This window comes from Streptomyces sp. NBC_00377 (assembly GCF_036075115.1).
Lineage (GTDB): Bacteria > Actinomycetota > Actinomycetes > Streptomycetales > Streptomycetaceae > Streptomyces.
The window spans coordinates 7,369,552-7,396,490 of the sequence record NZ_CP107958.1 but is presented as its reverse complement, the minus strand read 5'-3'; the positions used below and the strand labels follow the sequence as shown (position 1 = coordinate 7,396,490).

Annotated in this window: 24 protein-coding genes; 8 read left to right on the top strand and 16 right to left on the bottom strand. The window is 73.1% G+C overall.

Annotation, left to right across the window (positions count from 1 at the left end; all coding sequences use genetic code 11):
* Positions 1 to 211: 211 nt before the first annotated feature.
* The 7 genes from pheT to infC form a co-directional block, all read right to left on the bottom strand.
* Positions 212 to 2,725 carry a phenylalanine--tRNA ligase subunit beta gene (pheT, locus tag OHS71_RS32840; protein ID WP_328482947.1) on the bottom strand — a complete coding sequence of 838 codons (2,514 nt, stop codon included), beginning with the start codon at positions 2,723 to 2,725 and terminating at the stop codon, positions 212 to 214.
* Entirely contained in the window at positions 2,725 to 3,846 is a 1,122-nt protein-coding gene (gene pheS / locus OHS71_RS32835; RefSeq protein ID WP_328482946.1) for a phenylalanine--tRNA ligase subunit alpha, read from the bottom strand. Before pheS ends, pheT begins: the two co-directional genes overlap by 1 nt.
* Positions 3,847 to 4,022: 176 nt before the next feature.
* Positions 4,023 to 5,162, bottom strand: coding sequence for a sensor histidine kinase (locus OHS71_RS32830; protein ID WP_328482945.1), 1,140 nt, complete (start codon positions 5,160 to 5,162; stop codon positions 4,023 to 4,025).
* A 53-nt stretch (positions 5,163 to 5,215) separates the two neighbouring features.
* Positions 5,216 to 6,076, bottom strand: coding sequence for a TrmH family RNA methyltransferase (locus OHS71_RS32825; RefSeq protein ID WP_328482944.1), 861 nt, complete (start codon positions 6,074 to 6,076; stop codon positions 5,216 to 5,218).
* A gap of 163 nt (positions 6,077 to 6,239) precedes the next feature.
* Positions 6,240 to 6,623 carry a 50S ribosomal protein L20 gene (rplT, locus tag OHS71_RS32820; RefSeq protein ID WP_020132316.1) on the bottom strand — a complete coding sequence of 128 codons (384 nt, stop codon included), beginning with the start codon at positions 6,621 to 6,623 and terminating at the stop codon, positions 6,240 to 6,242.
* Positions 6,624 to 6,721: 98 nt separating this feature from the next.
* Entirely contained in the window at positions 6,722 to 6,916 is a 195-nt protein-coding gene (gene rpmI / locus OHS71_RS32815; RefSeq protein WP_003977225.1) for a 50S ribosomal protein L35, read from the bottom strand.
* Positions 6,917 to 7,024: 108 nt separating this feature from the next.
* A complete protein-coding gene (gene infC, locus OHS71_RS32810) occupies positions 7,025 to 7,768 on the bottom strand; it encodes a translation initiation factor IF-3 (protein ID WP_328482943.1) in 744 nt (247 codons plus the stop codon).
* A 372-nt stretch (positions 7,769 to 8,140) separates the two neighbouring features.
* Here infC and OHS71_RS32805 point away from each other — a divergent pair, with 372 nt between their 5' ends.
* Positions 8,141 to 8,518: a DUF1844 domain-containing protein gene (locus OHS71_RS32805; protein ID WP_328482942.1), complete on the top strand. Its 378-nt coding sequence runs from the start codon at positions 8,141 to 8,143 to the stop codon at positions 8,516 to 8,518.
* A 32-nt stretch (positions 8,519 to 8,550) separates the two neighbouring features.
* Here OHS71_RS32805 and OHS71_RS32800 read toward each other — a convergent pair whose 3' ends face one another.
* Positions 8,551 to 9,282: an SseB family protein gene (locus OHS71_RS32800; protein ID WP_328482941.1), complete on the bottom strand. Its 732-nt coding sequence runs from the start codon at positions 9,280 to 9,282 to the stop codon at positions 8,551 to 8,553.
* A gap of 151 nt (positions 9,283 to 9,433) precedes the next feature.
* Between OHS71_RS32800 and OHS71_RS32795 the strand changes: the two genes are divergently transcribed.
* Positions 9,434 to 10,453, top strand: a complete 1,020-nt coding sequence (locus OHS71_RS32795; protein WP_328482940.1) for a serine hydrolase — start codon at positions 9,434 to 9,436, stop codon at positions 10,451 to 10,453.
* A gap of 100 nt (positions 10,454 to 10,553) precedes the next feature.
* On the opposite strand, the gene mycP is transcribed toward OHS71_RS32795, so the two are convergent.
* A complete protein-coding gene (mycP, locus tag OHS71_RS32790; RefSeq protein WP_328482939.1) occupies positions 10,554 to 11,747 on the bottom strand; it encodes a type VII secretion-associated serine protease mycosin in 1,194 nt (397 codons plus the stop codon).
* The gene (locus OHS71_RS32785) at positions 11,744 to 13,717 is read right to left on the bottom strand and encodes a hypothetical protein (protein WP_328482938.1); all 1,974 of its coding nucleotides are present in this window, start codon (positions 13,715 to 13,717) and stop codon (positions 11,744 to 11,746) included. Before OHS71_RS32785 ends, mycP begins: the two co-directional genes overlap by 4 nt.
* A gap of 280 nt (positions 13,718 to 13,997) precedes the next feature.
* On the opposite strand from OHS71_RS32785, the gene OHS71_RS32780 reads away from it, so the two are divergent.
* On the top strand, positions 13,998 to 15,200 hold the full coding sequence (locus OHS71_RS32780) for an amino acid deaminase/aldolase (protein WP_328482937.1): 1,203 nt from the start codon (positions 13,998 to 14,000) through the stop codon (positions 15,198 to 15,200).
* A 63-nt stretch (positions 15,201 to 15,263) separates the two neighbouring features.
* Here the strand turns inward: OHS71_RS32780 and OHS71_RS32775 are convergent, their stop codons facing one another.
* The 3 genes from OHS71_RS32775 to OHS71_RS32765 are packed head-to-tail and all read right to left on the bottom strand — an operon-like array spanning position 15,264 to position 18,863.
* Positions 15,264 to 16,055: a 3-oxoacyl-ACP reductase gene (locus OHS71_RS32775; protein ID WP_328482936.1), complete on the bottom strand. Its 792-nt coding sequence runs from the start codon at positions 16,053 to 16,055 to the stop codon at positions 15,264 to 15,266.
* A complete protein-coding gene (locus OHS71_RS32770; protein ID WP_328482935.1) occupies positions 16,052 to 17,461 on the bottom strand; it encodes an aldehyde dehydrogenase family protein in 1,410 nt (469 codons plus the stop codon). The genes OHS71_RS32775 and OHS71_RS32770 overlap by 4 nt, the downstream gene beginning before the upstream one ends.
* A gap of 37 nt (positions 17,462 to 17,498) precedes the next feature.
* On the bottom strand, positions 17,499 to 18,863 hold the full coding sequence (locus OHS71_RS32765; protein WP_328482934.1) for a glutamine synthetase family protein: 1,365 nt from the start codon (positions 18,861 to 18,863) through the stop codon (positions 17,499 to 17,501).
* A gap of 105 nt (positions 18,864 to 18,968) precedes the next feature.
* Here OHS71_RS32765 and OHS71_RS32760 point away from each other — a divergent pair, with 105 nt between their 5' ends.
* Both OHS71_RS32760 and OHS71_RS32755 read left to right on the top strand, forming a co-directional pair.
* The gene (locus OHS71_RS32760; protein ID WP_328482933.1) at positions 18,969 to 19,703 is read left to right on the top strand and encodes a FadR/GntR family transcriptional regulator; all 735 of its coding nucleotides are present in this window, start codon (positions 18,969 to 18,971) and stop codon (positions 19,701 to 19,703) included.
* 40 nt (positions 19,704 to 19,743) lie between these two features.
* Positions 19,744 to 20,451: a gamma-glutamyl-gamma-aminobutyrate hydrolase family protein gene (locus OHS71_RS32755; protein WP_328482932.1), complete on the top strand. Its 708-nt coding sequence runs from the start codon at positions 19,744 to 19,746 to the stop codon at positions 20,449 to 20,451.
* A gap of 94 nt (positions 20,452 to 20,545) precedes the next feature.
* Here OHS71_RS32755 and OHS71_RS32750 read toward each other — a convergent pair whose 3' ends face one another.
* Positions 20,546 to 21,475: a LysR family transcriptional regulator gene (locus tag OHS71_RS32750; protein WP_328482931.1), complete on the bottom strand. Its 930-nt coding sequence runs from the start codon at positions 21,473 to 21,475 to the stop codon at positions 20,546 to 20,548.
* Positions 21,476 to 21,545: 70 nt separating this feature from the next.
* Here OHS71_RS32750 and OHS71_RS32745 point away from each other — a divergent pair, with 70 nt between their 5' ends.
* Positions 21,546 to 22,712 carry a TDT family transporter gene (locus OHS71_RS32745; RefSeq protein WP_328482930.1) on the top strand — a complete coding sequence of 389 codons (1,167 nt, stop codon included), beginning with the start codon at positions 21,546 to 21,548 and terminating at the stop codon, positions 22,710 to 22,712.
* Here OHS71_RS32745 and OHS71_RS32740 read toward each other — a convergent pair.
* Positions 22,624 to 23,343 (bottom strand): helical backbone metal receptor, encoded by a 720-nt coding sequence (locus tag OHS71_RS32740; protein WP_328482929.1) that lies wholly within the window; start codon positions 23,341 to 23,343, stop codon positions 22,624 to 22,626. The two genes, OHS71_RS32745 and OHS71_RS32740, sit on opposite strands and share 89 nt — an antisense overlap.
* A complete protein-coding gene (locus OHS71_RS32735; RefSeq protein ID WP_328482928.1) occupies positions 23,343 to 23,933 on the bottom strand; it encodes a helix-turn-helix domain-containing protein in 591 nt (196 codons plus the stop codon). The genes OHS71_RS32740 and OHS71_RS32735 overlap by 1 nt, the downstream gene beginning before the upstream one ends.
* 705 nt (positions 23,934 to 24,638) lie before the next feature.
* On the opposite strand from OHS71_RS32735, the gene OHS71_RS32730 reads away from it, so the two are divergent.
* The gene (locus OHS71_RS32730) at positions 24,639 to 25,577 is read left to right on the top strand and encodes a 5'-3' exonuclease (protein WP_328484718.1); all 939 of its coding nucleotides are present in this window, start codon (positions 24,639 to 24,641) and stop codon (positions 25,575 to 25,577) included.
* Between the two features lie 159 nt (positions 25,578 to 25,736).
* Positions 25,737 to 26,582, top strand: a complete 846-nt coding sequence (locus OHS71_RS32725) for a siderophore-interacting protein (protein WP_328482927.1) — start codon at positions 25,737 to 25,739, stop codon at positions 26,580 to 26,582.
* Positions 26,583 to 26,939: the final 357 nt, after the last annotated feature.

The following is a 26,939-nucleotide window of genomic DNA, read 5'->3' as shown; positions in this document are numbered from 1 at the left end:
GGGGCGCGGGGAACTGCGCGACCGGCCACGGCGGGCCCGCAGCCAACACGCGGCCTCACCCCGGGCTCAGGGGCACAGCCCCGCACCCCAAGGGGCGCGGGGAACTGCGCGACCGGCCACAGCGGACCCGCAGCCGACCCACAACATCCCGGGCGCAGGGGCGCAGCCGCCGCTGCCCGTGGGCGGGCGGCGGGGGCCTGCGCCACCGGCGTCAGCCGCGCAGCACCGCTCCCGTCCGCTCGCCCGCGAGGGCAACCGCGGCGTCCCGTGCGGCCGACGCCTCGTCCACGGTCAGCGTCCGATCGCTCGCGCGAAAACGCAGCGCGTACGCGAGCGACTTGCGCCCGTCACCGAGCTGCTCCGCGTTCTCGTACACGTCGAACAGCCGGATGCCCTCCAGCAGTTCGCCCGCGCCCTCGCGCAGCGCCGCCTCGACCTCGGCGTGCGGCACGAACGCGTCGACGACGAGGGCGACGTCCTGCGTGGCGACCGGGAACGCGGAGATGCGCGGCGCCTGGGGTGTGTCGTCGCCGACCTGCTCCAGGACATCGAGGTCCAGCTCCATCGCGGAGGTCCGCGAGGGCAGCCCCAGTGCCTTCAGCACCCGCGGGTGCAGCTCGCCCGCGTGGCCCACGACGCGCTCGGCGCCGTCGACGACGACGACCAGTTCGGCGCACCGGCCCGGGTGCCACGGCCCGTACTGGCCGCTGCGGACGGTCAGTTCGGCCCCGGCCTCGTGGGCGACGGTACGCGCCGCCTCGACCGCGTCGGCCCAGTCCGCGGGACGGCCCTTGCCCCACCAGCCGGCCTGCTCGCGGGCGCCCGCGAGGACGGCGGCGACGTGGCGCGGCTGCGCGGGGAGCACGGCGTCCAGGGCCGCGATCTCCTCGTCGGTGGGGCGGCGGTCGACGGGCAGGTGCCCGGCGACGCGCTGCTCCTCCTGGGGGAGGAACACCAGGCCGGTCTCGAACAGCGCCAGGTCGTGGGAGCCACGGCCGTCGTTGCGCCGCAGGGCGGCCAGCAGCCCCGGCAGCAGCGACGTACGGAGTGCGGGCTCCTCGTCGTTGAGCGGGTTGGTGAGCTTCACGACCCGGCGGGCCGGGTCGTCGGCGGCCAGGCCGAGCTGGTCGAAGACCTGCTCTCCGATGAACGGGTAGTTCGGCGCCTCGACGTAGCCGGCCCCGGCCAGCGCGCGGCCGACGCGGCGGTGCAGACGCTGGCGGTGGGTGAGACCGCGGCCGGAGGGCGGCTTGGGCAGCGTGGAGGGCAGGCTCTCGTAGCCCTCCAGCCGGATGACCTCCTCCGCCAGGTCGTTGGCCTCGGCGAGGTCGGGCCGCCAGGACGGGACGGTGACGATCAGCTCGTCCTGCCCGTACACGTCGCAGCCGATCTCCTGGAGGCGGCGGACGACGGTCTCACGCCCGTACTCCACTCCCGCGACCTTGTCCGGGTGGTCGGCCGGGACGCTGATCGTGTGCGGGGCGGACGGGGCGATGATCTCCGTGACGCCCGCGTCGGCCGTGCCGCCGGCGAGCAGTACCAGCAGGTCGACCGTGCGCTGCGCGGCGGCCGCCGCGGCCTGCGGGTCGACGCCGCGCTCGAAGCGCTTGGACGCCTCGGAGGACAGCTTGTGGCGGCGGGCCGTCCGCGCGACCGACACCGCGTCGAAGTGGGCGGCCTCGATGACCACGTCGGTCGTCAGGCTCTCCACGCTGTCGTGGTCGGCGATCTCGGTGTTCGCGCCGCCCATGACGCCGGCGAGGCCGATGGGCCCGCGGTCGTCGGTGATCACCAGGTCCTCGGCGTGCAGCTCGCGCGTCACCCCGTCGAGGGTGACGATCCGCTCGCCTTCATTGGCCCGGCGCACACCGATGGTGCCCTGGACCAGCGAACGGTCGTAGGCGTGCAGCGGCTGGCCGAGTTCCATCATCACGTAGTTGGTGATGTCGACGGCCAGCGAGATCGGGCGCATGCCGACCTTCTGGAGCCGGCGCGACAGCCAGATCGGGGAGCGTGCCTCGGGGCTCAGACCGGTGACGGTGCGGGCGGTGAAGCGGTCGCAGCCCATCGGCTCGGAGATCTGCACCGGGTAGCCGAAGGCGTTCGGCGCCGGCACGTCGATCAGCGCCGGGTCGCGCAGCGACAGACCGTAGGCGATGGCGGCCTCGCGGGCGACACCGCGGATGGACAGGCAGTCGCCGCGGTTGGCGGTGACGGCGATGTCGAGGACCTCGTCGACCAGCTCCAGCAGCTCGATCGCGTCCTTGCCGACCTCGGTCTCCGGCGGCAGCACGATGATGCCGTGGCTGCCGTCGTCGCCCATGCCCAGCTCGTCGCCGGAGCAGATCATGCCGTGGGACGTCTTGCCGTAGGTCTTGCGTGCGGCGATGGCGAAGTTGCCGGGCAGGACGGCGCCCGGGAGGACCACCACGACCTTGTCGCCGACGGCGAAGTTGCGGGCGCCGCAGACGATCTCCTGCGGCTCGCCGGTGCCGTTGGCGGTGCCGACGTCGACGGTGCAGAAGCGGATCGGCTTCTTGAAGCCTTCGAGCTCCTCGATGGTGAGCACCTGGCCCACGACGAGCGGGCCCTTGAGGTCGGCTCCGAGGTGCTCGACCGTCTCGACCTCGAGGCCGGCCGACACCAGCTTGGCCTGCACGTCACGGCCGGTCTCGGTGGCCGGCAGGTCGACGTACTCCCGCAGCCAGGAAAGCGGGACCCGCATCAGATCTCCATCCCGAACGGCCGGGTGAACCGGACGTCACCCTCGACCATGTCTCGCATGTCTTCGACGTTGTGGCGGAACATCAGCATCCGCTCGATGCCGAACCCGAAGGCGAACCCGCTGTACTTCTCCGGGTCGACGCCGCAGGCGGCCAGCACCTTGGGGTTGACCATGCCGCAGCCGCCGAGCTCGATCCAGCCCTCGCTGGAGCAGGTGCGGCAGGGGCGGTCGGGGTTGCCCACGGACTCGCCGCGGCAGACGTAGCAGACCATGTCCATCTCGGCGGACGGCTCGGTGAACGGGAAGAAGTTCGGCCGCAGCCGGGTCTTCATGCCCTCGCCGAACAGCGACTGGACCATGTGGTCCAGGGTGCCCTTGAGGTCGGCCATGGTCAGGCCCTCGTCCACGGCCAGCAGTTCGACCTGGTGGAAGACGGGGGTGTGCGTCGCGTCGAGCTCGTCGGTGCGGTACACGCGGCCGGGGCAGATCACGTACACCGGCAGTTCACGGCCGAGCAGCGAGCGGATCTGGACCGGCGAGGTGTGGGTGCGCAGTACGACGCCGGACTCGGTGCCGCCCTGCGGTCCCTGCACGAAGAACGTGTCGGCCTCGCCGCGGGCCGGGTGGTCCGGGCCGATGTTGAGGGCGTCGAAGTTGAACCACTCCGCCTCGACCTGCGGGCCTTCGGCGACCTCGTAGCCCATGGCCACGAAGACGTCCTCGATGCGCTCCGACAGGGTGGTGAGCGGGTGGCGGGCGCCGGCCGGTACACGGTCGTACGGCAGGGTGACGTCCACCGCCTCCTCGACCAGCACCCGCTGGTCGCGCTCGGCCTCCAGCTCCTCCTGACGGGCGGCGAGGGCCTTGTTCACGGCGCCCCGTGCCTGGCCGACCAGCTTGCCGGCGGCCGCCTTGGCGTGCGGGGGCAGCGCGCCGATCTCGCGGTTGGCCAGGGCCAGCGGGGATGTGCCGCCGGTGTGGGCGACCTTGGCCTCCTGGAGCGCGTCGAGGGAGCTCGCTGCGGCGAAGGCGGCGAGCGCGCCGTCCCGCATGCGCTCGATCTCTTCCGGTTTCAGGGCCTCGACCTCTACCGGGTCGTACGACTTGTTCGGTGCCGACATCTCTTCCCGTGCTTCCGATTGTCCCCCAGCTACCGCTGGGAGGTATCCCCAGGCTGAAGGTCCCCGTCACCGACTCACGCAGAGGTCAGAGGGCCGTCCATGGGACACAAGGGTGCCAAAGGCCGAGTCTAACGGGGTGGAGGTGTACGCATGCGCCCGCGGGCCGCCCGGCCGGTTCAGCTGAGATATGCCGGGGCGCTCACGGGCAACGTAAATCGGAACTCGGCGCCGCCGCCCGGGGCGCGGCCGACCGTGATGACGCCGCCGTGGGCTTCGACGATGCCCTTGACGATGTACAGCCCGAGGCCGGTGCCGCCGCGCTTGCTGCCCCGCCAGAAGCGGGTGAAGACACGGTTCATGGATTCCTCCGGGATGCCTGCGCCCTCGTCGCTCACCGTGACCGATGTGCCGGTTTCCTCCCCTTCACGGGGGGACGCGGCGGGCGTGATGTCAATGGTGACGGTTCCCTCGCCGTGCCGCACCGCATTTTCGAGGAGGTTGCTGAGGACCTGGTCGACCTTGTCGGGGTCGGCCCACAGGGCGGGCAGCGGCTGTTCGAGGCGCAGCAGGAACCGGTCGGCGGGCTGTCCGGCGGCCACGTACGCCTGGATGTGCCGTCCCACGGCCGCGCCCATGTCGACGGGCTGGCGGCGCACCTCCAGCCGCCCGGAGTCGATGCGGGAGATGTCGAGCAGTTCGGCGATGAGGCGGGTGACCCGGTCCGCGTCGGCGTCGACGGTCTCCAGCATCAGCCGCTTCTGGTCGTCGGTGAACCGCGACCACTTGGCGAGCAGGGTGGCGGTGAAGCCCTTCACCGACGTCAGGGGCGAGCGCAGCTCGTGGGCGACGGTGGCGATCAGCTCGGCGTGGCTGCGTTCGGTGCGGCGACGGGCCTCGGTGTCGCGGAGCGAGACGACGACCCGGCGGACGGGTCCGGTGGGTTCGGTGCGGACGTAGCGCACCGAGACGAGCACTTCGCGTCCGCCCGGCAGCAGCAGATTGCGCTCGGGCTGGCCGACGCGGATGGCGAGGCCCCCGTAGGGGTCGGTCAGCTGCCACCAGCGGCGGCCTTCGAGGTCCTCCAGCGGCAGCGCCTTGTCGAGCCGCCCGCCGAGGGCGTCCTCGGCGCGGACGGCGGTGATGCGCTGGGCGGCGGCGTTGAAGCAGACGACGTGGCCGTGTTCGTCGGCGACGACCAGCCCGTCGGGCAGGTCGTCGGGGTCGATGCCGAGGCCGGCGAGGTCACCGGCCGGCCGGGGCGCGGAGCCGTCGGGCGCGATGCGCGCATCCCGTGTACCGCTCATGCCGACGCTCATTCCCCGTACCCCACCTCTCAGACGGCTGAGGGGCCCCCGAGCTGGTCACCCTACTAGCTGACGGTGACGGAGCGGCACCCTCCGGAGGCGCGCTGTGCACGGGCCGATGCGTAGAGACATACGGCGGCGGCGGTCGCGAGGTTCAGGCTTTCGGCCTTCCCGTGGATCGGGACCCGTACGACGGCGTCCGCGAGGTCCCGCGTCTCCTCGGGGAGCCCCCAGGCCTCGTTGCCGAACACCCAGGCCGTGGGGCCGCCCATCGTCTTCTTGTCCAACTCGTCGTCGAGGTCGTCGTCCCCGGCGCCGTCGGCGGCGAGGATCCGGACCCCGGCGTCCTTCAGCCCGGCCACGGCCCGCTCGACGGGGACCCCGGTCGCCACGGGGAGGTGGAAGAGGGAGCCGACGGAGGCGCGGACGGCCTTGGGGTTGTAGAGGTCGACGGAGGCGTCGGTCAGTACGACGGCGTCGGCGCCCGCGGCGTCGGCGCACCGCAGGACGGTGCCGGCGTTGCCGGGGTCGCGCACATGGGCCAGGACGGCGACGAGCTTGGGCCGGGCGGCGAGGATCTCCTCGAAGGGCGTGTCCAGGAACCGGCAGATCCCGACCAGCCCTTGCGGGGTGACGGTGGTGGAGACGTCCTCGATGACCTGTTCGGCGGCGAGGTGCACGCGGGCGCCTGCGGCGCGGGCCTCGCCGAGGATGTCGGCGTACCGTTCGGCGGCCTCGACGGTGGTGAACAGCTCCACGAGGGTCGCCTCGCCCCCGGCCCGGTGCGCGGCCGCCTCCCGCACGGCCTGCGGTCCCTCCGCGAGGAACAGCCGCTCCTTCCCCCGGAAGTTCCGCCGGGCGAGCCGCCGGGCGGCCGAGACACGGGGGGAACGGGGGGAGATCAGCTCGGGGCTGGCGGAGGACATGTACTCGTTCACCTTCGGTAAGGGGCTTTCAGGGGCGCGGGGAACTGCGCGATCAGCCCACCACGGTCCGCCCCCGAACGACGGCCAGAACGTGAGCAGCAAAGGACCCGCAGGTCAGGAAAACCTGCGGGTCCAGTCACGTCGGCTCAGAGCCGGCGCAGCGTCACGCGGCCTTGGGCGCGTTCACATCCGCCGGGAGGGCCTTCTGCGCGACCTCGACCAGCGCGGCGAACGCGGTGGCGTCGTTCACGGCCAGCTCGGCGAGGATCTTGCGGTCGACCTCGATGTTCGCGGCGTTCAGGCCCTGGATGAAGCGGTTGTACGTGATGCCGTTGGCGCGGGCAGCCGCGTTGATGCGCTGGATCCACAGCCGACGGAAGTCGCCCTTGCGCTTCTTGCGGTCGTTGTAGTTGTAGACCAGCGAGTGGGTGACCTGCTCCTTGGCCTTGCGGTACAGGCGCGAACGCTGACCGCGGTAGCCGGAGGCCGCCTCGAGGATCGCCCGGCGCTTCTTGTGGGCGTTGACTGCCCGCTTGACGCGTGCCACTTGTTTAACTCCTTGTAGCGGGGCCGTGGTTGGACTCACACGACCCGGAATCGATGGGGTCCCGGTCTGAGCTCGGGCGCGTGTTCACGCGCCCGACGTCACTTGCCGAGAAGCTTCTTGATCTTCGCGGCGTCGCCCGGGGCCATCTCGGCGTTGCCGGTGAGGCGGCGCGTCACGCGGGACGACTTGTGCTCGAGCAGGTGGCGCTTGCCGGCGCGCTCACGGAGCACCTTGCCGGAGCCGGTGATCTTGAAGCGCTTGCTGGCACCGCTGTGCGACTTGTTCTTCGGCATAGCGCCGTTCTCTCCTCGTCGGTGGCGTTCCGGTGCCCGGTCGTGAAACCGGGCACGGTGGAACGTCGCTTGAATCGGTTGATGTCCTCGGGACTCGCGTCCCGCGGATCACGCCTCGGCGGAAGCCTCGGCAGGGGCCTCGGCGTCAGCCTCGACCTCGACGTCATCCTCGACCTCGACGTCACCCTCGACCTCGACGTCACCCTCGGCGTTCACGGCGTCGGCGTCCGCGGCGTTCTGCGAACGGCCGGGGTTGGCCTTCGCCTCGGCCTTGCGGGCCTCCTGCGCCTGGCGCGCCTCGGCCATGGCCTCGGTCTTCTTCTTGTGCGGGCCGAGAACCATGATCATGTTCCGGCCGTCCTGCTTCGGGTTCGACTCGATGAAGCCGAGGTCCTCGACGTCCGACGCGAGACGCTGCAGCAGTCGGTAGCCGAGCTCCGGCCGGGACTGCTCGCGACCACGGAACATGATCGTGATCTTGACCTTGTCGCCCTGCTTGAGGAACCGGACGACGTGACCCTTTTTGGTGTCGTAGTCGTGCGGGTCGATCTTCGGCCGGAGCTTCATTTCCTTGATGACCGTGTGCGCCTGGTTCTTGCGCGCCTCACGGGCCTTCATGGCCGACTCGTACTTGAACTTCCCGTAGTCCATGAGCTTGCAGACCGGCGGGCGTGCGCTCGCCGCCACCTCGACCAGGTCGAGGTCGTACTCCTGCGCAAGCTCCAGTGCCTTGGCAAGCGGCACAATGCCGACCTGCTCGCCACTGGGACCGACAAGTCGCACTTCGGGAACGCGAATCCGGTCGTTGATGCGGGGCTCGGTGCTGATGGATCCTCCTTGGTAGCACCACACGGCAGTCTGGCGGACGGCCGCGTAACGTCTGTGTTCGGTAGTCTGATAACCACGCCGAAGCACAAAAAATGCCCCGAACGATCACATGCGGGGCTCCAAGCACTACCGGAGCACCGCCGCGAGGATCGCGGGGCGCACTACCGGGCGACTCCATCGTCCGTACGGAACGATGGTGGCCGCCTGACCGGGGTGACCCGCCGTCCCTGGAGACAGTCGGGTGGGAGTTCGGAGCCTCCACTTGTGGGCCGGATCCGCCTGCTGAGGGGCACGCGTGTCCGACCGGTCGTTACACGAGATTACCAGTCCGCGCCAGGAACAGCCAATCGAGCCTCGGTACGAGGTCCGGGCCGGCCTGCGCCTATCGTGTGGGGCATGAGTGAGACCTCCCCCGCCGGCTCCGCCGAGACCCCCGGCACTCCCGACTTCGACGAGATGACCCGCGACATCGCCGAGGTCCCCGCCGTCGAGGTGATCGTGACGGTCGCCGTCAACCTGATGAGCGCCGCCGCCGTGAAGCTGGGACTCACCGAGGAGGGCGACAAGTACAGGGACCTCGACGAGGCCCGCAAGCTGATCCACGCCCTCGCCGGACTGCTGGACGGCAGCGCGACCGAGATCAGCTCCTTCCACGCGGCGCCGCTGCGCGACGGTCTGAAGTCGCTCCAGCTGGCGTTCCGCGAGGCGTCCCTCGTCCGGGACGAGCCGGGCCAGGGCCCGGGCGAGAAGTACACGGGCCCCGTCTACGGCTGAGCCGTCGTGGCCGGCGGCCCCGGCACGACGCGTCAGTTCCTCACGAACAAGGGCTCGCCAGGAGGCGTCGTCCCGGCCGGCAGTACCGCCAGGTCGAGGCCGCGCACCAGGCGGGCCCTCAGTGTCTCGTCGGCGGCCAGACGCCGGGCCACCGCCCGGGCGGCCTCGGCGGGGACGGCCGCCGGGTCGAGGACGAGGGCGAGGGTGCCGTCGGCCTGTCCCGGCCCGAGGTGGGCGCTGAGTACCTCCGGTTCGGCGGCCACCGCGGCCCGTACCGCCGCCACCACGGCAGGATCGGCGAGCGGGTCGGCCGACGTACGGCCCTCGGCGAGCGCCAGCAGCGCCGGTCCTGTCAGTTCGAAGGCCACCGGTCCGGCCAGGTCGAGGACGACCGTGTCCGCCTTCTCGTGGGCGGCGGCCTGAAGCGCCTGGTGCAGCGGCACGGCGACAGGCCGGGCCTCGGGGTCCCACCGGGCGAGCGAGTCCGTGGAGGTGAACGCGGGCAGCGCGGTGCGGGCGCCCGCCTTCAGCGTGGGCACGGCCATGTCGCTCGTCTTCTCGCGGCGCAGTCCCTTCTCGTCCTCCTCCACCTCACCCAGCACGGCCACCACGGGGACGAGCAGCCGAGCGCCCTCGAGGGCCGCGAGGACCGGGCCCACTGCGGTGCGGTCCTCGGCCCAGGCGGCGAGCGCCGCGCTCAGCCGGGGGTCGGCGGAGCCGTCGTCGTCGGGGAAGCCGGAGTCGGGAATGTTCTTGTTCGCCACGGTCGTCGACCCTATCGGGGGGATGCTGCTGGGCTTGTGCGGGGCCCGAAACACGGCGGTGACGCCTTTCACGGGATTCTCAGACATCCCTGACGCACCTCTAACCTCCGTCTAACGGGGTGCACAGTCGCCGCCCCGAGCATCGACCGTCATGGAGTCCTCCAGAGCACGTCGCGCTCGCGCTCGCACCTCCCGGCGCCGTCCGCTCCTCGGCACAGCGCTCACCACGGTCGCCGTCCTGGGCGCGACGGCGGGCGGGACCGTTTATGTGAAGGCCCAGGCGCGTACGGGCACGGGAGCCGTATCGTCGTCCTCCGCGACGCGGTCGGCCCCGGCGTCGGCGTCCGGTTCGGGGAGCGGGAAGGTGTCGGTGGAGACGGTGGCGACGCCCGAGAAGGACCACGAAGCGCTGCTGGCGTCGGCGCTGAAGTCGGTGACCGTGCCGGGCGACGCGTCCGTGTCCGCGGCGGTGCTGGACCTGGACTCCGGTGAAGGCGCCGCGTACGGCGCGGACACGTTCGACACGGCGAGCATCGTCAAGGTGGACGTCCTGGCGACGCTGCTGCTCCAGGCGCAGGACGCGGACCGGCATCTGACCTCGGCGGAGAAGGCGTACGCCACCGCGATGATCGAGAACAGCGACAACGACTCGGCGTCGGCGCTGTGGCGGATCATCGGGAAGGCCGAGGGGCTCGACGCCGCGAACGAGCGGTTCGGGCTGACGGACACGGCGGGCGGCGACGACATGCTGTGGGGGCTCACGCAGACCACTGCCGCCGACCAGCTCACCCTGCTCCAGCAGGTCTTCGGGGACGACTCGCGACTGAGCGAGGCGTCGCGGACGTATGTCCGGCGCCTCATGGGACAGATAGCCGCCGGCCAGCGCTGGGGTGTCTCGGCGGCGGCCGACGGATCCGCCTGGGCGCTGAAGAACGGCTGGCTGGCGCGCAGCACGACGGGGTTGTGGGACGTCAACAGCATCGGCCGGGTGACCGTCGGCGGGCACGACTGCCTGGTGGCCGTGCTGTCGAACGGCAATGCGACGCAGGCTTCCGGCATCGCGCTGGTCGAGCAGGTGGCACGGGCGGCGGTGTCGGTGTTCCGGAGTGACGGCGTATCGGCATCGCCCTCCGCGTCCCCGTCGGCATCCCGGTCGGCCTCCGCCGAATAGCCGGCCCTGGCGTGGAGCACCCGGCCGACCCGGAACCGAGCACGGACCGACGGGCAGAATGGACAGACGGGCCGGCCGGGTGGACCGGGCGGACGGGGTGCTAGAGGGTCTCGTAGGTCTCGTGGCGGTCGCGTTCGCGGCGGCCGCGCCACAGCACGACCGCCGCCACCAGCAGTACTCCCCCGGAACCGCCCGCGAGCAGACCCGCCCCGCTCGACGTGCCGTCGTCCGTCTTCGGCTCGTCCGGGCCGGAGCCGAAGTACCCCTCGCCGTAGGCCGCGGACTGGAGGCCCTCCGGCTCGAGGCGGGCGGCGGCCTTGATCGCGGCGGCCGGGTCGATGAAGCCGAACCCCCGGGAGTCGTCGCGGCCCCCGGTCGGCGAGTTGCGGGCGGTGTCCTCCAGGAGCTTCTTGATCTGGGCCGGGGTGAGGCCCGGACGGGCGCCCTTGACCAGCGCCACGGCCCCCGAGACGAAGGCGGAGGCGGCGCTGGTCCCCCACCCCTCGTAGTACTTGTGGTCGGGGTCGGCGATGACGACGTCGACGCCGGGCGCGCTGACCGTGGCGTACCAGCGGCGGGTGGAGAAGGAGGCTCGGGTGCCGTAGCGGTCGACGGCGGTCGCGGCGATGACGCCCGGGTAGGCGGCCGGGTAGGAGATGTGGTCGCCCTTCTCACCGCCGTTGCCGGCCGAGGCGACGACGACCGAGCCCTTCTTCAGCGCGTACTGGACGGCCTCGTCCTCGGCGGGCTCGGGGTGGGCGGAGACGGAGTCGTCGCCGAGGGAGAGGTTGATGACGTCGGCGCCCTGGTCGGCGGCCCAGCGGATGCCTTCGGCGAGGGCGTTGCCGCGGGTGTTGCGGGCCTTGGTGCGCTGCGGGTCGCCGTCCTCCAGGATCACCCGGACGGGCAGGATCTTCGCCTCCGGGGCGATGCCCAGGACGCCGTCGGCGTTGCCGTAGCCGTGGCCGTGACCGGCGATGATGCCGGCCATCGCGGTGCCGTGGCGGGCCCACGCACGGCCACCCGGCCCGGCCCCGAAGCCGACCATGTCCTTGCCGGCGAGCACGTTGCCGGCGAGGTCGGGATGGTCGGCCTCGACACCGGTGTCCAGGACGGCGACGGTGATGCCGGCGCCCTTCGTGGTCTGCCAGGCCTGCTGGGTGTGCAGGGCCTCCAGGGCCCACTGCTTGGCCCGGATGCCGTCGGCGTAGGCGGTGGAGGGCGGCACGAGGGCGACGGTGGCGGCGAGGAGGCAGCACAGGAGCCCGGCCCTGCGGGTCGTACGGGTGCTCATGAGGGCTGCTCCGAGGGCGTGACGGCGGTCTTGCGCAGGCCGCGCTCGATGCGGTCGGCGAGGCCCTGGGCCTCGTTGCCCAGGCCGGCCTGGGCGGGGGCCGTGGTGGCGCCGGTCGCGGTGGCCGCCGGGGCGGGCTGCGGGGTGTCGACGGCGCGGCCGTCGGCCCAGCCGGAGACGCTGTAGACGACGACGGGCGCGTCCGTGAGGACGGAGACCGTCCACGCGGCGCGCTGCTTGTCGCCGAAGGCGGCCGCCACGGTGCCCTTCGCGGCGTAGGGCTTGGGCACGAGGTCCGCCCGCGCCGCCAGTCCCTCCTTCGCGAAGCGGGTGTCGAGCGCACGCATGGCCGCGGCGTCGGCGGTGGTGAACAGCAGGCCGACGGTGGTCACATAGCTCTGGGTGGCGTCGGTGTAGGTGGCGCGCAGCAGCCGCCGGCAGCCGACCGGGGCGAGGGCCCTGAGCAGCAGCGGGTCGAAGGCGTCGGCGCAGCCGCCGTCCGGGGCGACGGCGATCCGCGTCCAGGTGCGGTCGGCGCCGCCGGGGCCCGCGCCCTGTCCGTCGACCGTGGGCGGGAACAGCTGATCGACGGGCACGTTGTGCCACAGGCCGCCCGCGGTGGCGTAGGTGCTGCGCTCGGCGGCGTCCGCCGAGTCCCCCGCCAGCCAGCTGCCGGTCACCGCACCGCCGATGAGCCCCATCCCGAGGACGACGCAGACGGCGGCCGCCGCGGCGCGACCCCGTCTGCCGAGGGTCCGGGACGTCTCCCGGTACCTCTCGGGCCGCGCGAACGTCACCACGGGCCGGGTGGCGCCGAGGGCACCGCCCGGAGTCATGGGGGCGCTCCAGGAGAGCGACGGGTCGGGACCGCCGGCCCCGTCCGGGATGACGCCGGGCCGCTGGGGGGCCTCCGGCGCCGGGGGCGTGGGCGGCTTCGGCGGCGCGGACGGCACGGCGAATGCGTGCTGCCGGACGGACGTACCGGGGCTCCAGGCCGGACCGTCGTCCGCCGCCGGGGCCGGGGCCGAAGGAGAGTCGTCGCGCGGACCGGCCGGTGTCTCGCGCGGGCTCCGCCCAGGCGCAGGCACCCAGCTTCGAGGCAACGGCGACCACACCCCGCCGGACTCGGGCACCGCGGCCCCCACCGAGTCCGCGGGACGGGAGGACGTTCCCGCCTCCTCGGGGCGGGTGCCGGATTCGGCGGGACGGGTGCTCGGACCTGCGGCGTACGCGCTCGGATCGGTGGGGCGGGCGCCGCCCGTGGCGGCGGGACGGTCCGGGGAGGCGGGGCCGGGAGCCGGCCGGGTGGGGCGCGCGGCGCGGCGGAAGTCGTGGGGCGGGGCGGGGCGGGGACCGGGCGGGGTGGCCGGACGGTCTTCGGCGCGCGCGGGCGTTCCGCTGTCCTCGCGCCCCGGGGCGGAAGCCGGGCGGGCGGGCGGCGGGGTGTCGGGGAAGCGGGCCGACGCGGGCGGCGGGGGTGGGGTCATGGCGTCCGTGTGCTGGGCCCGCAGGCCGGTGAAGCGGGGTGCGGTGCGGGGAACGGGGGAAGCCGTGTCCGGGGAGGAGAAGGCGTCGCGGGCCGTGCGCTCGCCCGTGGAAGCGGGAGCTCCCGCCTCGTCGGCGGACGCCCGACGCGCGCCGGCCGGCTCACCCTGGCCGGGAGTCGCCCCGCCCGGGGCCTTCTGCCGCGGCGGGCCGGTGGTCGCCCGCGGCCGCGTGCCGTGCTCGGGCTGCTGTCGTGGCGGACCGCTGGGGGGCCTGGGCTGCGTGGGGTCCTGCCGCTGCGGGCCGGGGGCCGGGCTGCGGGCGGGATCGGGATGCGGGGGTTGGGCCGGGGCCCGGCCGCCGGTCTCCGGGTCCGCCGGCGGCTGGGCCGGGCGGGGAGGAGTGGTGGGCCGCGGGGGGACGCCGGGATGGGGCGGCACGTCCGGGCGCGGAGGGACCGAGGCGCGGCGTGCTTCCGTGCTCATGCACCCCCCGTTTCCTCGTCCCCGGGCCGTCGTTCTGGTACGCGGGCGGTCGGTCTCGTGCCCGGGCGGCCCGCGCGGACGCGGTGGTCCGTTCGGGCACGCATACCCACACGCGCGGACCGGCATCCCGGCGCGGGTGCCCCGGCCGATCCGTTCCGCCATGCGTGCGCGTCACTCTACGGCTTGTCGACCGGCAATCGGGAACCGGTCCGCGACGCCCGGGGCTTCTGCCCGGAACGTCCCCCTACCCTGCGGTAATCCTGTCTGGCAGGCTTCGTTCATGACTGCGCGCGCCGCCGACCGGGCCCGTTACGACCGGGCCACCGCCCATCTCGACGCCCCTCTCGCCCTCGTGGACCTGGACGCTTTCGACGCGAACGCCGAGGACCTGGTCCGCCGGGCCGGCGGCAAGCCGATCCGCGTCGCCAGCAAGTCCGTACGCTGCCGGACGCTGCTGGAGCGCGTCCTGGCCAAGGACGGCTTCGCCGGCATCATGTCCTTCACCCTCGCCGAGTCCCTGTGGCTGGCCAGGTCCGGGTTCGAGGACATCCTGCTCGCCTATCCGTCGGCCGACCGTGCCGCCTTCGCCGAGCTGGCCGCCGACCCCAAGCTCGCCGCCGCCGTCACCGTCATGGTGGACGACGTCTCGCAGCTCGACCTGATCGACGGGGCGCGCGGCGAGGGAAGCGAAGTCATCCGGGTCTGCCTGGAGTTGGACACCGCTCTGAAGCTGTTCGGCGGCCGGGTGCGGGTCGGCGCCCTGCGTTCGCCGCTGCACTCGCCCGCCCAGGTCGCCGACGTGGCGAGGGCGGTGTCGCGGCGACCGGGGTTCAAGCTCGTGGGGATCATGGCCTATGAGGGGCACATCGCCGGGGTCGGCGACGCGGTCGCCGGGCGGCCCTTCCGGTCCCGGGCGATCCGGCTGATGCAGTCCACCGCCCGGCGCGAACTCGCCGAGCGCCGCGCCGCGGTCGTACGCGCGGTGCGGGCCGTCGTACCGGATCTCGAGTACGTCAACGGCGGCGGCACCGGCAGTGTGCAGCACACCGCCGCGGAGGACGCGGTCACGGAGATCGCGGCCGGGTCGGGACTGTACGTGCCGCGTCTGTTCGACAACTACACGTCGTTCAGCGGGCGTCCGGCGGCGCTTTTCGCCCAGCCCGTCGTCCGGCGGCCGGGGGTGGGGATCGTGACCGTCCTCGGCGGCGGGTATCCCGCGTCCGGTGCCGCCGGGCCCGACCGGCTGCCCGTGCCGTACCTGCCGGAAGGGCTGCGCTACGACCCCCAGGAGGGGCCGGGCGAGGTACAGACGCCGCTGCTCGGCTCCCCCGCCGACGATCTGCTGATCGGCGACAAGGTGTGGTTCCGGCACGCGAAGGCCGGTGAGCTGTGCGAGCGGTTCGACGTGCTGCACCTCGTCGAGGGGGACACCGTGACGGCGACGGTGCCGACCTACCGGGGCGAGGGCCGGACCTTCCTGTAGGCCGGCCGCCGCGCGCCGCCCGGCATGGGCGGCGGGCGGCGTGGGCGGCGGCCGGCACGGGTCCTACAGCGGGGTGACGTACGCCCCGGAGATGCCGCCGTCCACCAGGAAGTCGCTGGCGTTGACGAACGAGGAGTCGTCGCTGGCCAGGAAGGCGACGGCGGCGGCGATCTCCTCGGCCTCGGCGAACCGGCCGACGGGGATGTGGACCAGACGGCGGGCGGCCCGCTCCGGGTCCTTGGCGAACAGCTCCCGCAGCAGCGGGGTGTTGACCGGGCCGGGGCACAGGGCGTTCACCCGGATGCCCTCCCGCGCGAACTGCACCCCGAGCTCACGGGACATGGCGAGGACGCCGCCCTTGGACGCCGTGTACGAGATCTGCGAGGTGGCGGCGCCCATCCGCGCCACGAAGGACGCGGTGTTGATGATGGAGCCCCTGCCCTGGCGCCGCATGTAGGGGATCGCGGCCTTGCAGCACAGGTAGACGGAGGTCAGGTTGACCTCCTGGACGCGCCTCCATGCCTCGAGGCCGGTCTCCAGGATGGAGTCGTCGTCCGGCGGGGAGATGCCCGCGTTGTTGAAGGCGATGTCGACGCTGCCGTAGGTGTCGTAGGCGGCCTTGAACAGGGCCTCGACCTGCTCGGGGTCGGTGACGTCGACCTTCACGAAGGTGCCGCCGACCTCCTCGGCGGCGGCCTTGCCGCGGGTCTCGTCGACATCGCCGCAGACGACGTGCGCGCCCTCGGAGGCGAGCCGGCGCGCGGTGGCGAGGCCGATGCCGCTGCCGGCTCCGGTGATGACGGCGGTGCGGCCGACCAGACGGCGGCAGATGATCTCGTCAGGCGATGCGGTCACTGTGCGGGGCCCTCCGTGCTGATGAAGACGTTCTTGGTCTCGGTGAAGGCGGCCAGGGCGTCCGGACCCAGTTCCCGGCCGACGCCGGACTGCTTGTAGCCGCCGAAGGGGGTCCAGTAGCGGACGCTGGAATGGGAGTTGACCGACAGGTTGCCGGCGCGGACGGCCTGGGAGACGCGCAGCGCGCGGCCGACGTCCCGGGTCCAGATGGAGCCGGAGAGGCCGTAGGGGGTGTCGTTGGCGAGCCGGATCGCGTCCGCCTCGTCGGTGAAGGGCAGGAGCACGGCCACGGGCCCGAAGATCTCCTCGCGGGCCGCGTCGGAGTCGGGCCGCTCCCCGGTGAGGACGGTCGGCGGGAACCAGAAGCCGGGCCCGTCAGGGGCGGTCCCGCGCAGCGCCCGGGCGTCGTCCGGCACGAACGACCGTACGCGGTCCACCTGCTGACGGGAGATCAGGGGGCCCATCCGCGTCTTCTCGTCGGCCGGGTCGCCGACGGTCACCGCGGCCAGCTCCCGTGCCAGGTGGTCGGCCACCTCGTCGTACACCGATTCCTGGACCAGGATGCGGGTGCGGGCGCAGCAGTCCTGGCCGGAGTTGTCGAGGAAGGAGAAGGGATCGACCGCCGTCTTCAGGTCGGCGTCCGCGAAGACGATGTTGGGGCTCTTGCCGCCGAGTTCCAGGGTGACCGGCTTGACCTGGCGGGCGCAGCGTTCCATGACCTCGCGGCCGGTGCGGGTGGAGCCCGTGAACACGATCTTCGCCACGCCCGGGTGGTCGACGAGTGCGCGGCCCGTGACGGCGCCGTGGCCGGGCAGCACCTGGAAGAGGTGCTCGGGCAGACCGGCCTCCAGGGCCAGTTCGGCCAGGCGCAGGGCGGTGAGCGGGGTGGTCTCGGCGGGCTTGAGGAGGACGGCGTTGCCCGCCGCGAGGGCCGGGAAGGACCCCCAGGCGGCGATCGGCATCGGGAAGTTCCAGGGGGCGATCACACCGACCACGCCGAGCGGCTCGTGGAAGGTGATGTTCCAGCCGCCGGGTACGGGGATCTGCCGGCCCAGGAGCCGCTCGACGCCACCGGCCGCGTACAGCAGCAGGTCGCGGGCGTTGCCGGCCTCCCAGCGGGCGTTGCCGAGGAGGTGACCGGCCTCGCGGACCTCGAGCAGCGCCAGTTCCTCGAGGTGGGCGTCGACGACGTCGGCGAAGCGGCGCAGCAGCCGGGCCCGGTCGGCCGGGGCGGCGGCGGCCCAGGCGGCCTGGGCGGCGCCCGCGCGGGCGACCGCGCGGTCCACGTCGGACGCGTCGGCGGCCGGGACGACGGCCACGACCTCCTCGGTGGCCGGGTTGAGAACGGTCAGCTCGCGCGGGTACGGGTCGGGCGGGGCAGAGGCGGAGGGGGTCGGACCTGACAAGGAAGGGCCTTTCGCGGGCGGGTGCATCGCGGGTGTCTCAGAGACGTTCGAAGGAGCGGCGCAGCTCCCAGTCGGTGACCGCGGCGTCGAAGGCCTCCAGCTCGACGCGGGCCATGTTGGCGTAGTGCGCGACGACCTCCTCGCCGAACGCGGCGAGCGCGATCGGACTGGCCGACCAGAGCTCGGCGGCCTCGCGCAGGGTGGTGGGGACGTGCGCGTAGTCGGCGGTGTAGGCGTTGCCGGGACACGCCTCGGGCAGCTCCAGCTTCTGCTCGATGCCGTACAGCCCGGCCGCCACCAGGCCCGCGACCGCGAGGTGGGGGTTGACGTCACCGCCGGGCAGCCGGTTCTCGAAGCGCGTCGAGCGGCCGTGGCCGACGACGCGGAGCGAGCAGGTGCGGTTGTCGTGGCCCCAGGCGACGGCGGTCGGGGCGAAGGAGCCGGGCTGGAACCGCTTGTAGGAGTTGATGTTGGGGGCGTAGAGGAGGGAGAAGTCGCGCAGGGCGGCGAGCTGCCCGGCGAGGAAGTGGCGCATGACGTCGGACATCCCCCCTTCTCCGTCGCCGGCCATGACGTTGGTGCCGTCGGCGTCGGTGAGCGAGAGGTGGATGTGGCAGGAGTTGCCCTCGCGCTCGTTGTACTTGGCCATGAAGGTCAGCGAGACGCCCTCCTGGGCGGCGATCTCCTTGGCGCCGGTCTTGTAGATCGCGTGCTGGTCGCAGGTGACCAGGGCCTCGTCGTAGCGGAAGGCGATCTCGTGCTGGCCGGGGTTGCACTCGCCCTTCGCGGACTCGACGGTCAGTCCGGCGCCGGCCATCTCGTTGCGGATGCGGCGCAGCAGGGGCTCGATCCGCCCGGTCCCGAGGACCGAGTAGTCGATGTTGTACTGGTTGGCCGGGGTGAGGCCGCGGTAGTTCGCGTCCCAGGCCGCCTCGTAGCTGTCCTTGAAGACGATGAACTCCAGCTCGGTGCCCACCTGGGCGGTGAAGCCGTGCCCGGCCAGGCGCTCCAGCTGGCGGCGCAGGATCTGGCGCGGGGCGGCGACCACGGGTGAGCCGTCGTTCCAGGCCAGGTCGGCGATGAGCAGGGCGGTACCGGCGTTCCAGGGCACGCGGCGCAGGGTGGACAGGTCGGGGCGCATGGCGAAGTCGCCGTAGCCGCGGTCCCAGGAGGACATGGCGTAGCCGTCGACGGTGTTCATCTCCGTGTCGACGGCGAGGAGGTAGTTGCAGCCCTCGGTGCCGTGCCGGAGGACCTCGTCGAGGAAGAACCGGGCGGCGAAGCGCTTTCCCTGGAGACGCCCTTGCATGTCGGGGAAGGCCAGGACGACAGTGTCGATCTCGCCGCTCGCGACGTGAGCGTGCAGCTCGTCGACGCCGAGCGGGGGTGTGCGGTCTGCCACGGGAAGGGCCTCCTTCGGCTTCCCCGGCTCCCCCGTCTTCTTCGGGCGGGCCGGGAGCCATAAGGTATTGCGGAGAACCATTGCTTGGGAAGGGGGCGCGGCCGGATGTCGGTGGACGCTGACGGCGGACCGGAGGACCGGCTCACGCCGGTGCTGCGGCCGGTGCGGGCCGGGAACGGCTTCGAGGAGGCGCTGGAGCAGATTCTCCAGGTGGTGCGGCTGGGGCTGGTGCCGGGCGGGGAGCGGCTGCCGGCCGAGCGCGACCTGGCGGAACGGCTCGGGATCAGCCGGGTGACGCTGCGCGAGGTGCTGAAGGTCCTCCAGGACCAGGGGCTGGTCGAGTCGCGCCGGGGCCGGTACGGCGGAACGTTCGTGCTGCCGCGTACGGACGCGGGCGGCGAGGACGAGCTGCGGCGGCGGATCGCCGAGGTCGACGTGGAGGACGTGCTGCGCTTCCGCGAGGTGCTCGAGGTGGGTGCGGCGGGCCTGTGCGCCGCGCACGGCCTGGACGACGAGCAGGCCGGCCGGTTGCGTGAGGCACTGGCCCGCACGGCCGACGCGCCGCTGGCCGACTACCGCCGACTGGACACGATGCTCCACCTCACCCTGGCCGAGCTGTGCGGCTCACCCTCGCTGACCGCACGGTACGCGGCGGTCCGGGCCACGGTGAACGACCTGCTCGACTGCATCCCGCTCCTCGTGCGCAACCTGGAGCACTCGCAGCGTCAGCACATGGCGCTGGTCGAGGCGGTCCTGGACGGGGACCCGGATGGCGCGCGGGAGATGATGCGGGAGCACTGCGCGGGGACGGCGGCCCTGCTCAGGGGCTTCCTGGCATGAAATGGTACGCACACGATCCATTGCGGAAGGCGGAGGGCACATGACGGACGGCGCACGGCCGCTGATCGGCGTCAGCACATATCTGGAGTCCGCGACGCGCTGGGGTGTGTGGGCGCTGGACGCCGTGCTGCTGCCCGTCGGGTACCCGCGGCTGGTGCAGCGGGCCGGCGGGCTGGCCGTCCTGCTCCCGCCGGACGCTCCCGAGCACGCTGCGGCGGCCGTGGCCCGCCTCGACGGCCTGGTGATCGCGGGCGGCCCGGACGTCGAACCGGTCCGCTACGGCGCCGAGCCGGACCCGCGCACCGGTCCGCCGGCCCGGGAGCGGGACGCCTGGGAGCTGGCCCTGATCGAGGCGGCGCTGGCCGCGGACGTCCCGCTGCTGGGCATCTGCCGCGGCATGCAGCTGCTGAACGTGGCGCTCGGCGGCACCCTGACGCAGCACATCGACGGACACGCCGAGGTCGTCGGCGCGTTCGGCACGCACCCGGTCAAGCCGGTCCCCGGCACGCGGTACGCCGCGGCCGTCGAGGAGGAGACCTCCGTCCCGGCCTACCACCACCAGGCCGTGGACCGGCTCGGCACCGGCCTGATCCCGTCGGCCTACGCGACGGACGGCACGGTGGAGGCGGTGGAACTGCCGACCGCGGCCTGGGTCCTGGGCGTCCAGTGGCATCCGGAGATGGCCGAGGACGTACGGGTCGTGCGCGCCCTGGTGGAAGCGGCAGGACGCAGCCCGTCCGGCGCTTGAGACGAGGCCCGCCCAAGGCCGAGGGGGGTCCGGGGGCACAGTCCCCAGGGCCGGAAAGGGAAGAGAAGGGGAGGCGCAGGTGGGGGCGGGATACCTACCCCCGCGTCAGCGACAGCAGCTCCCGCGCCGGCCCCGCGGGCCGATGCCCGGTCGGCCACACCGCCCGCAGATCGCGGGCCAGCGCGACCCCCTCCACCGGCACCGTCACCAACCGCCGCAGTCCCAGCTCCTCACCCACCGCCAGCTCGCTCAGCACCGCCGGCCCCGCCCCACTGACCGCCGCCGCCTTGACCGCGGTCGTGGAGGAGAGCTCGATCAGCGGCCGGGCCAGGCCGCCCAGCGCCGTGTCGAGGACCTGACGGGTTCCCGAGCCCTTCTCCCGCAGGATCAGCGGCGTCGAGGCCAGCTCGGACGCGGGCAGCGGCCGTCGCCGACGGGCCCACGGGTGGCCGGGCGCGACGACGACGATCAGGTGGTCGTGAGCGATCACGGTGGAGTCCAGGCCGGTCGGCACGGTGAGTCCCTCCACGAAGCCGAGGTCCGCCTCCCCCGCGAGCAGCCGCTCGGCGACGGCCGCCGAGTTCCCCGCGAGCAGCGATACCGCCGTGTCCGGCCGCCCGGCGCGCAGCGCGAGCAGCCAGCCGGGCAGCAGGTACTCGGCGATCGTCATGCTCGCCGCCACCCGCAGCCGTGAGTCACGGCGCACGCGCAGCGCCTGCGCGCCCGCGTCGAACGCCCGCGCCGCCTCGACGATCCGCCCCGCCCAGTCCGTGACCAGTGCGCCGGTGTCCGTGAGCCGGGAGCCGCGCGGCGAGCGGTCCACCAGGGCCACCCCCAACTGGCGTTCCATGGAACGGATGCGGCTGCTCGCGGCCGGCTGGGTGATGCCCAGCTCCCGCGCGGCCGCGCCCAGACTGCCCAGCCGGGCCACCGCGAGCAGCAGCTCCAGCGCGCCCAGGTCCGGGACCCGGTGCGCGATCGAACCCGTCGTGGTGTCCGCGGGCTGTTCCTCGACGCTCCCCATAAGCCCAGCTTATGTCCCCATAGAGCCGTACTCCCTGGTCGCGGGCGGTCGACCGGGCGACGGTGGAGCCATGGTCACCGCCGCCCACCCTCTGTACCCCCTCCCCCGTTCGCGCGCCGGCGCCGTCCGTCACCTCGGACCGAACTGGTACGCCACGGTCATGGGGACCGCGATCCTCGCCACGGCGGGAGCCGCGCTGCCCGTCCGGGTGCCGGGGCTGCGGACGCTCCTCACCGCCTGCTGGGTCCTCGCCCTGGTTCTGATGCTGGTCCTGCTCTGCGCCCGCGCACTGCACTGGCGCCATCACAGCGACCAGGCCCGTGCCCATCTCCTGGATCCGGCGACGGCGCCCTTCCACGGCTGCTCGGCGATGGCGCTGCTCGCCGTGGGGGGCGGCGCCCTCACCGTCGGCGAGGACCTGATCGGCACCAGGGCCGCGGTCGCCCTCGACGCCGTGCTGTTCACCGTCGGTACGGTCCTCGCGCTCGCGGCCGCAGTCGCCGTCCCGTATCTCATGGCCGTGCGCCACCGGGTGGCGGCCTGCGAGGCCACGCCCGTGTGGCTGCTGCCGCTGGTGGCCCCCATGGTGTCCGCCGCGCTGGGGCCGCTGCTGGTGCCGTATCTGCCGGCCGGGCAGCCACGGCAGACCCTGCTCCTGGCCTGCTTCGCGCTGTTCGGGCTGAGCCTGCTCGCCACGTTCGTCATGCTGCCGGTCGTGTTCGCGCGACTGCTGACCGGCGGGCCGCTGCCCCTCGTCCTCACCCCGACCCTGTTCCTGGTCCTGGGTCCGCTCGGGCAGTCCACCACCGCCGTGGGGAAGTTCGCCGACGTCGCTCCGGGGGTCCTGCCCGGCCGGGTCAGCAGCGGTTTCGCCGTGCTGGCCGTGCTGTACGGGGTGCCCGTCATGGGGTTCGCGCTGCTGTGGCTGTGTCTGGCCACGGCGCATGTGGCGCGGGCCCGTCGCCACGGCATGGGCTTCGCGATGACCTGGTGGGCGTTCACCTTCCCGGTCGGCACCTGTGTGACCGGAGCGGCGGCGCTGGCCCGGCACACCGGGCTGGTCGTCTACGACGCGCTCGCCTGCGTGCTGTACGCCGTGCTCGTCGTCGTGTGGGCGGTCGCCGCCGCGCACACCGTCCGCGGGCTGCTCAGCGGTGTGCTGCTCGCAGCGCCTCGCCCAGCGCCTTCGGCGCCTCGGCCAGCGACGGACCGTACCAGGTCAGGTGCCGTCCGCTGACGAGCGCGCAGGGCAGCCCGGGGAAGGCCTCGGGGCCGTCGCCTGCGGTGAAGCGGTAGGGCTCGTCCGGCAGTACGACCAGGCCGGGTGCGGCGGCGATCAGTTCCCCGAGCGCGATCCGCGGATAGCGTTCGGCGTGCGAGGCGTAGAGGTGGTCGACGCCCAGGCGGGCCAGCACGTCACCGGCGAAGGTGTCGCGGCCCAGCACCATCCAGGGCCGGCGCCAGATCGGTACGACGGCCGTCCGTCGGTCCTCGAGCGACGGCGGTGCCGCCCAGGCCTCCTCCGCGTCCGCCAGCCACTGCGGTCGCGAGGGCGCCCCGCACGCCCGGAGCACCCGCGTCAGCTCGCGGAAGGCCTGCGGCACGTCCCGGACGACGGTCACCAGGACCTCGATGCCGGCGGCGCGCAGAGCGGCCAGGTCCGGTTCCCTGTTCTCCTCCTCGTTGGCGATCACCAGGTCGGGGGCGAGGGCGACGATCCGGTCGATCCGGGGGTTCTTGGTGCCGCCGATCCGGGTGACGTCGAGGTCCGCAGGGTGCGTGCACCAGTCGGTCGCGCCGACCAGGGCGCCGGGCACGGAGGAGGCCACCGCCTCGGTGAGCGAGGGCACCAGCGAGACGATCCGCACTACCGCTTCCTGCCCCGGTCCCGGTCCCGTACCGCCTCGATGTGCTCCGCCACGGCGACGACGACCACCCGGGTGTCCGGCACGGTCGCCCGCCAGCGGTGCCGGACGCCGCCGGTGAGGTACAGGGTGTCGCCGCGGCCGAGGCGGTAGGCGCGCCCCTCCGCCTCGATCTCCACGGCGCCGTCGGCCACGTACATCAACTGGTCGTTGCGGTACTGGAACTCACGGCCCGCCTCGTGGTCGCCGGTGAACTCCGAGGCGTGCATCTGATGGTGGCCGCGCACCAGGGAACGCGAGCGCGGCTCCGGAACCGGGCCCGCCACCGGCTCGGGCACCTCGGCGCGCACGACGTCCACGCTACAGGCGGGGTCGGCGGCGGCCAGCAGCTCCACGGCCGTGGTGCGCAGGGCGTCGGCGACCTTCTCCAGGGAGCCGGTGCTGGGCCGCGCGCGGTCGTTCTCGATCTGGCTGAGGAACGGGACCGACAGACCGCTGCGCTCGGCCACGACGGCGAGGGTGAGTTCGAGGGACCGGCGTCGGCGCCGCACGGCCGCGCCCACCCGCAGGGGCTGTTCTTTGTGGTCGCCCATCGCTCCGGCTCCCTCCTTCGCTCGTCGGTACGGTTGCGTCCTCTGCTTCCTCCGAGGAGTTGTCTGCACCCTACGCATGTTCGGCAAACCGTTTCATGCGCCCGTCACATCGAGGACACACGGGGTGACAGCGGACCCGACAGTTCGCGCCAGCCGATCGGGCCCCGGACACACCGGGCGCGTATCCGTCGCGGGACTCTCCCGTTCAATGCGCGAAGGGCCGCGCATGTTCCCGCTCGTCCCCCGGTTCCCGGAGCCGGGGTTCGGGCATGGGCGTAGCTCTGCATACTTGGCCGGATCCTTACGGTGCCGAGGTGCCGTCCGGGCCGGGAGGGGGAGCGCCCGGCGGGGCGGCCGGCAGCCGGAAGACGCCGTGACCACACGGAGGGCGGGCCCCTTCACAGGCCCCGGGGGGCCGTATGTCGGTGCCCGCCCCTCGTCGGACGGTCCCGGTGCTGTCAGGTCACCCGGCCGCCCGGCTTTCCTGCCCCGAATCGGCCGCCGGAACCCCCTTCCCGGCCAGAGGCGACTTTCCTTCCGTCAGGTCCGGACCAGGTCCGGCTCCCGCCTCCGCCGGCCCGGCGACGCCGTGCGCACCGCCCCCCCTCCCTGCCCCGGGCGCTCTCCAGCCCCCGGGCCTCTTCGGGGTTCACGAGTGCCGCGGGAGTGACTGCGGTCCGGTCACCCGGGCACTCGTGCGGCATGATGCGAGGCGTGACCGGACGACTGATGCTCCTCGACACCGCCTCGCTCTACTTCCGCGCCTACTTCGGCGTCCCGGACTCCGTGAAGGCGCCGGACGGCACTCCGGTGAACGCCGTGCGCGGGCTGCTGGACTTCATCGACCGGCTGGTGAAGGACCACCGGCCGGATGAGCTGGTCGCCTGCATGGACGCCGACTGGCGCCCCCAGTGGCGGGTCGACCTCATCCCCTCCTACAAGGCGCACCGCGTCGCCGAGGAGCGCGAGAGCGGCCCGGACGAGGAGGAGGTGCCGGACACGCTCTCGCCGCAGGTGCCGATCATCGAAGCGGTCCTGGACGCGCTCGGCATCGCGCGCGTGGGCGTCGCCGGCTACGAGGCGGACGACGTGATCGGCACGTTCACGGGCCGGGCGAAGGGTCCGGTCGACATCGTCACCGGCGACCGCGACCTCTACCAGCTGGTGGACGACGCGCGCGGGGTGCGCGTGCTGTACCCGCTGAAGGGCGTCGGCACGCTGCAACTGACGGACGAGGCGTGGCTGCGCGGCAAGTACGGCGTGGACGGGAGCGGTTACGCGGATCTGGCGCTGCTGCGCGGCGACCCGAGCGACGGTCTGCCGGGCGTGCCCGGCATCGGGGAGAAGACCGCGGCCAAGCTGCTGGCCGAGTTCGGTGACCTGGCCGGGATCGTGGCGGCGGTCGACGACCCGAGGGCGAAGCTGACTCCGTCGCAGCGGCGGCGGCTGGACGAGGCGAGGCCGTACCTCGCCGTCGCGCCGAAGGTGGTCGAGGTCGCCGACGACGTGCCGTTGCCGGACGTGGACACCGCGCTGCCCCGTGCGCCGCGGGACGGGGCGACACTTGAGGCACTGGCGCAGCGCTGGGGACTCGGCGGGTCGTTGCAACGGCTGCTGGCGACGCTGGGCGCGCCGCCGGCGTGAGCGTTCTTCTCGCGTGGAGGAATGACTTCACCGGGGAACCGGGACTCGTCCTGCGACGAGATCCGTGCGGGAGGTCGGCCGATCTCCCGCACGGGAGGGCATCAGCGGGGGCGAGGATGCTAACTTAGGTATACCTAACCTTTGGCATGGGAGGCCGTCATGGCAGAACGTCCGGCACGGAAGCCGCGGAAGCCCCACTCCGCGCAGGTCGTCCGCACCGAACGGCTGACCCCCCATATGCAGCGCGTCGTGCTCGGCGGCGAGGGCCTGGCCGAGTTCACGGCGGGCGACTGCACAGACCACTACGTCAAACTCCTCTTCGGCCCCGAGGGCGTGACCTACCCCGAGCCCTTCGACCTGGAGCGCATCCGGGCCGAGCTCCCCCGTGACCAGTGGCCCGTGACCCGGACGTACACCGTGCGCCACTGGGACGCCGAACACCGCGAGCTGACCCTCGACTTCGTGATCCACGGCGACGAGGGGCTGGCGGGGCCGTGGGCGGCGCGCGTCCAGCCGGGCGAGACCGTCCGCTTCATGGGTCCCGGCGGCGCGTACACACCCGACACGGCTGCCGACTGGCATCTGCTGGCCGGCGACGAGAGCGCCCTGCCCGCCATCGCGGCCGCCCTGGAGTCGCTGCCCGCCGGCAGTGTCGTCCACGCCTTCATCGAGGTGGCGGGCCCGGAGGAGGAGCAGAAGATCGACTCCGACGTGGAGGTCGTCTGGCTGCACCGCGGCGACCGGCCGATCGGCGAGAGGCTCGTCGAGGCCGTCCGGACGCTGGAGTTCCCCGCGGGCCGCCTGCACGCGTTCGTGCACGGTGAGGCCGCCTGCGTGAAGGACCTGCGCAAACTCCTGCGCGTCGAGCTGGGGATCCCGCGCGAGGACCTGTCGGTCTCCGGTTACTGGCGGCTCGGCCACGACGAGGACGGCTGGCAGGCCGCGAAGCGGGACTGGAACGCACGCGTGGAGGCGGAACAGGAAGGCGCGGCGCCGGCCGCGTGACCCGGCGGAAGCGGCCGGCACCCGAAGAGAGGGCCGCCTCGCCGGCCCTCTCCTGAAGCGCACCGGCCCCGTGTCGCACCGTCCGCCGGCCCGGACGGGGGCGGTGCCCCTGTCGGGAGCCGGCCGGAGCATGTCCAACTCGGCCGTGAGCGACGGGAACTGACGGGGTGGGGGCATTCTTGCCGCTCCGCATCACCGGCGGTCACCGGCCGTCACGAGCACCGGCGGAGGAGCAGGAATCAAGACGCGATACAACGCGATGCACTGCGACCCGTGACGACGTGAGAACTTGGGCCCGCCCCGGACACGGCGGCGTGACGCGTACGAAACAGCCCGTCCCTAATTTCTGTCGCCCGA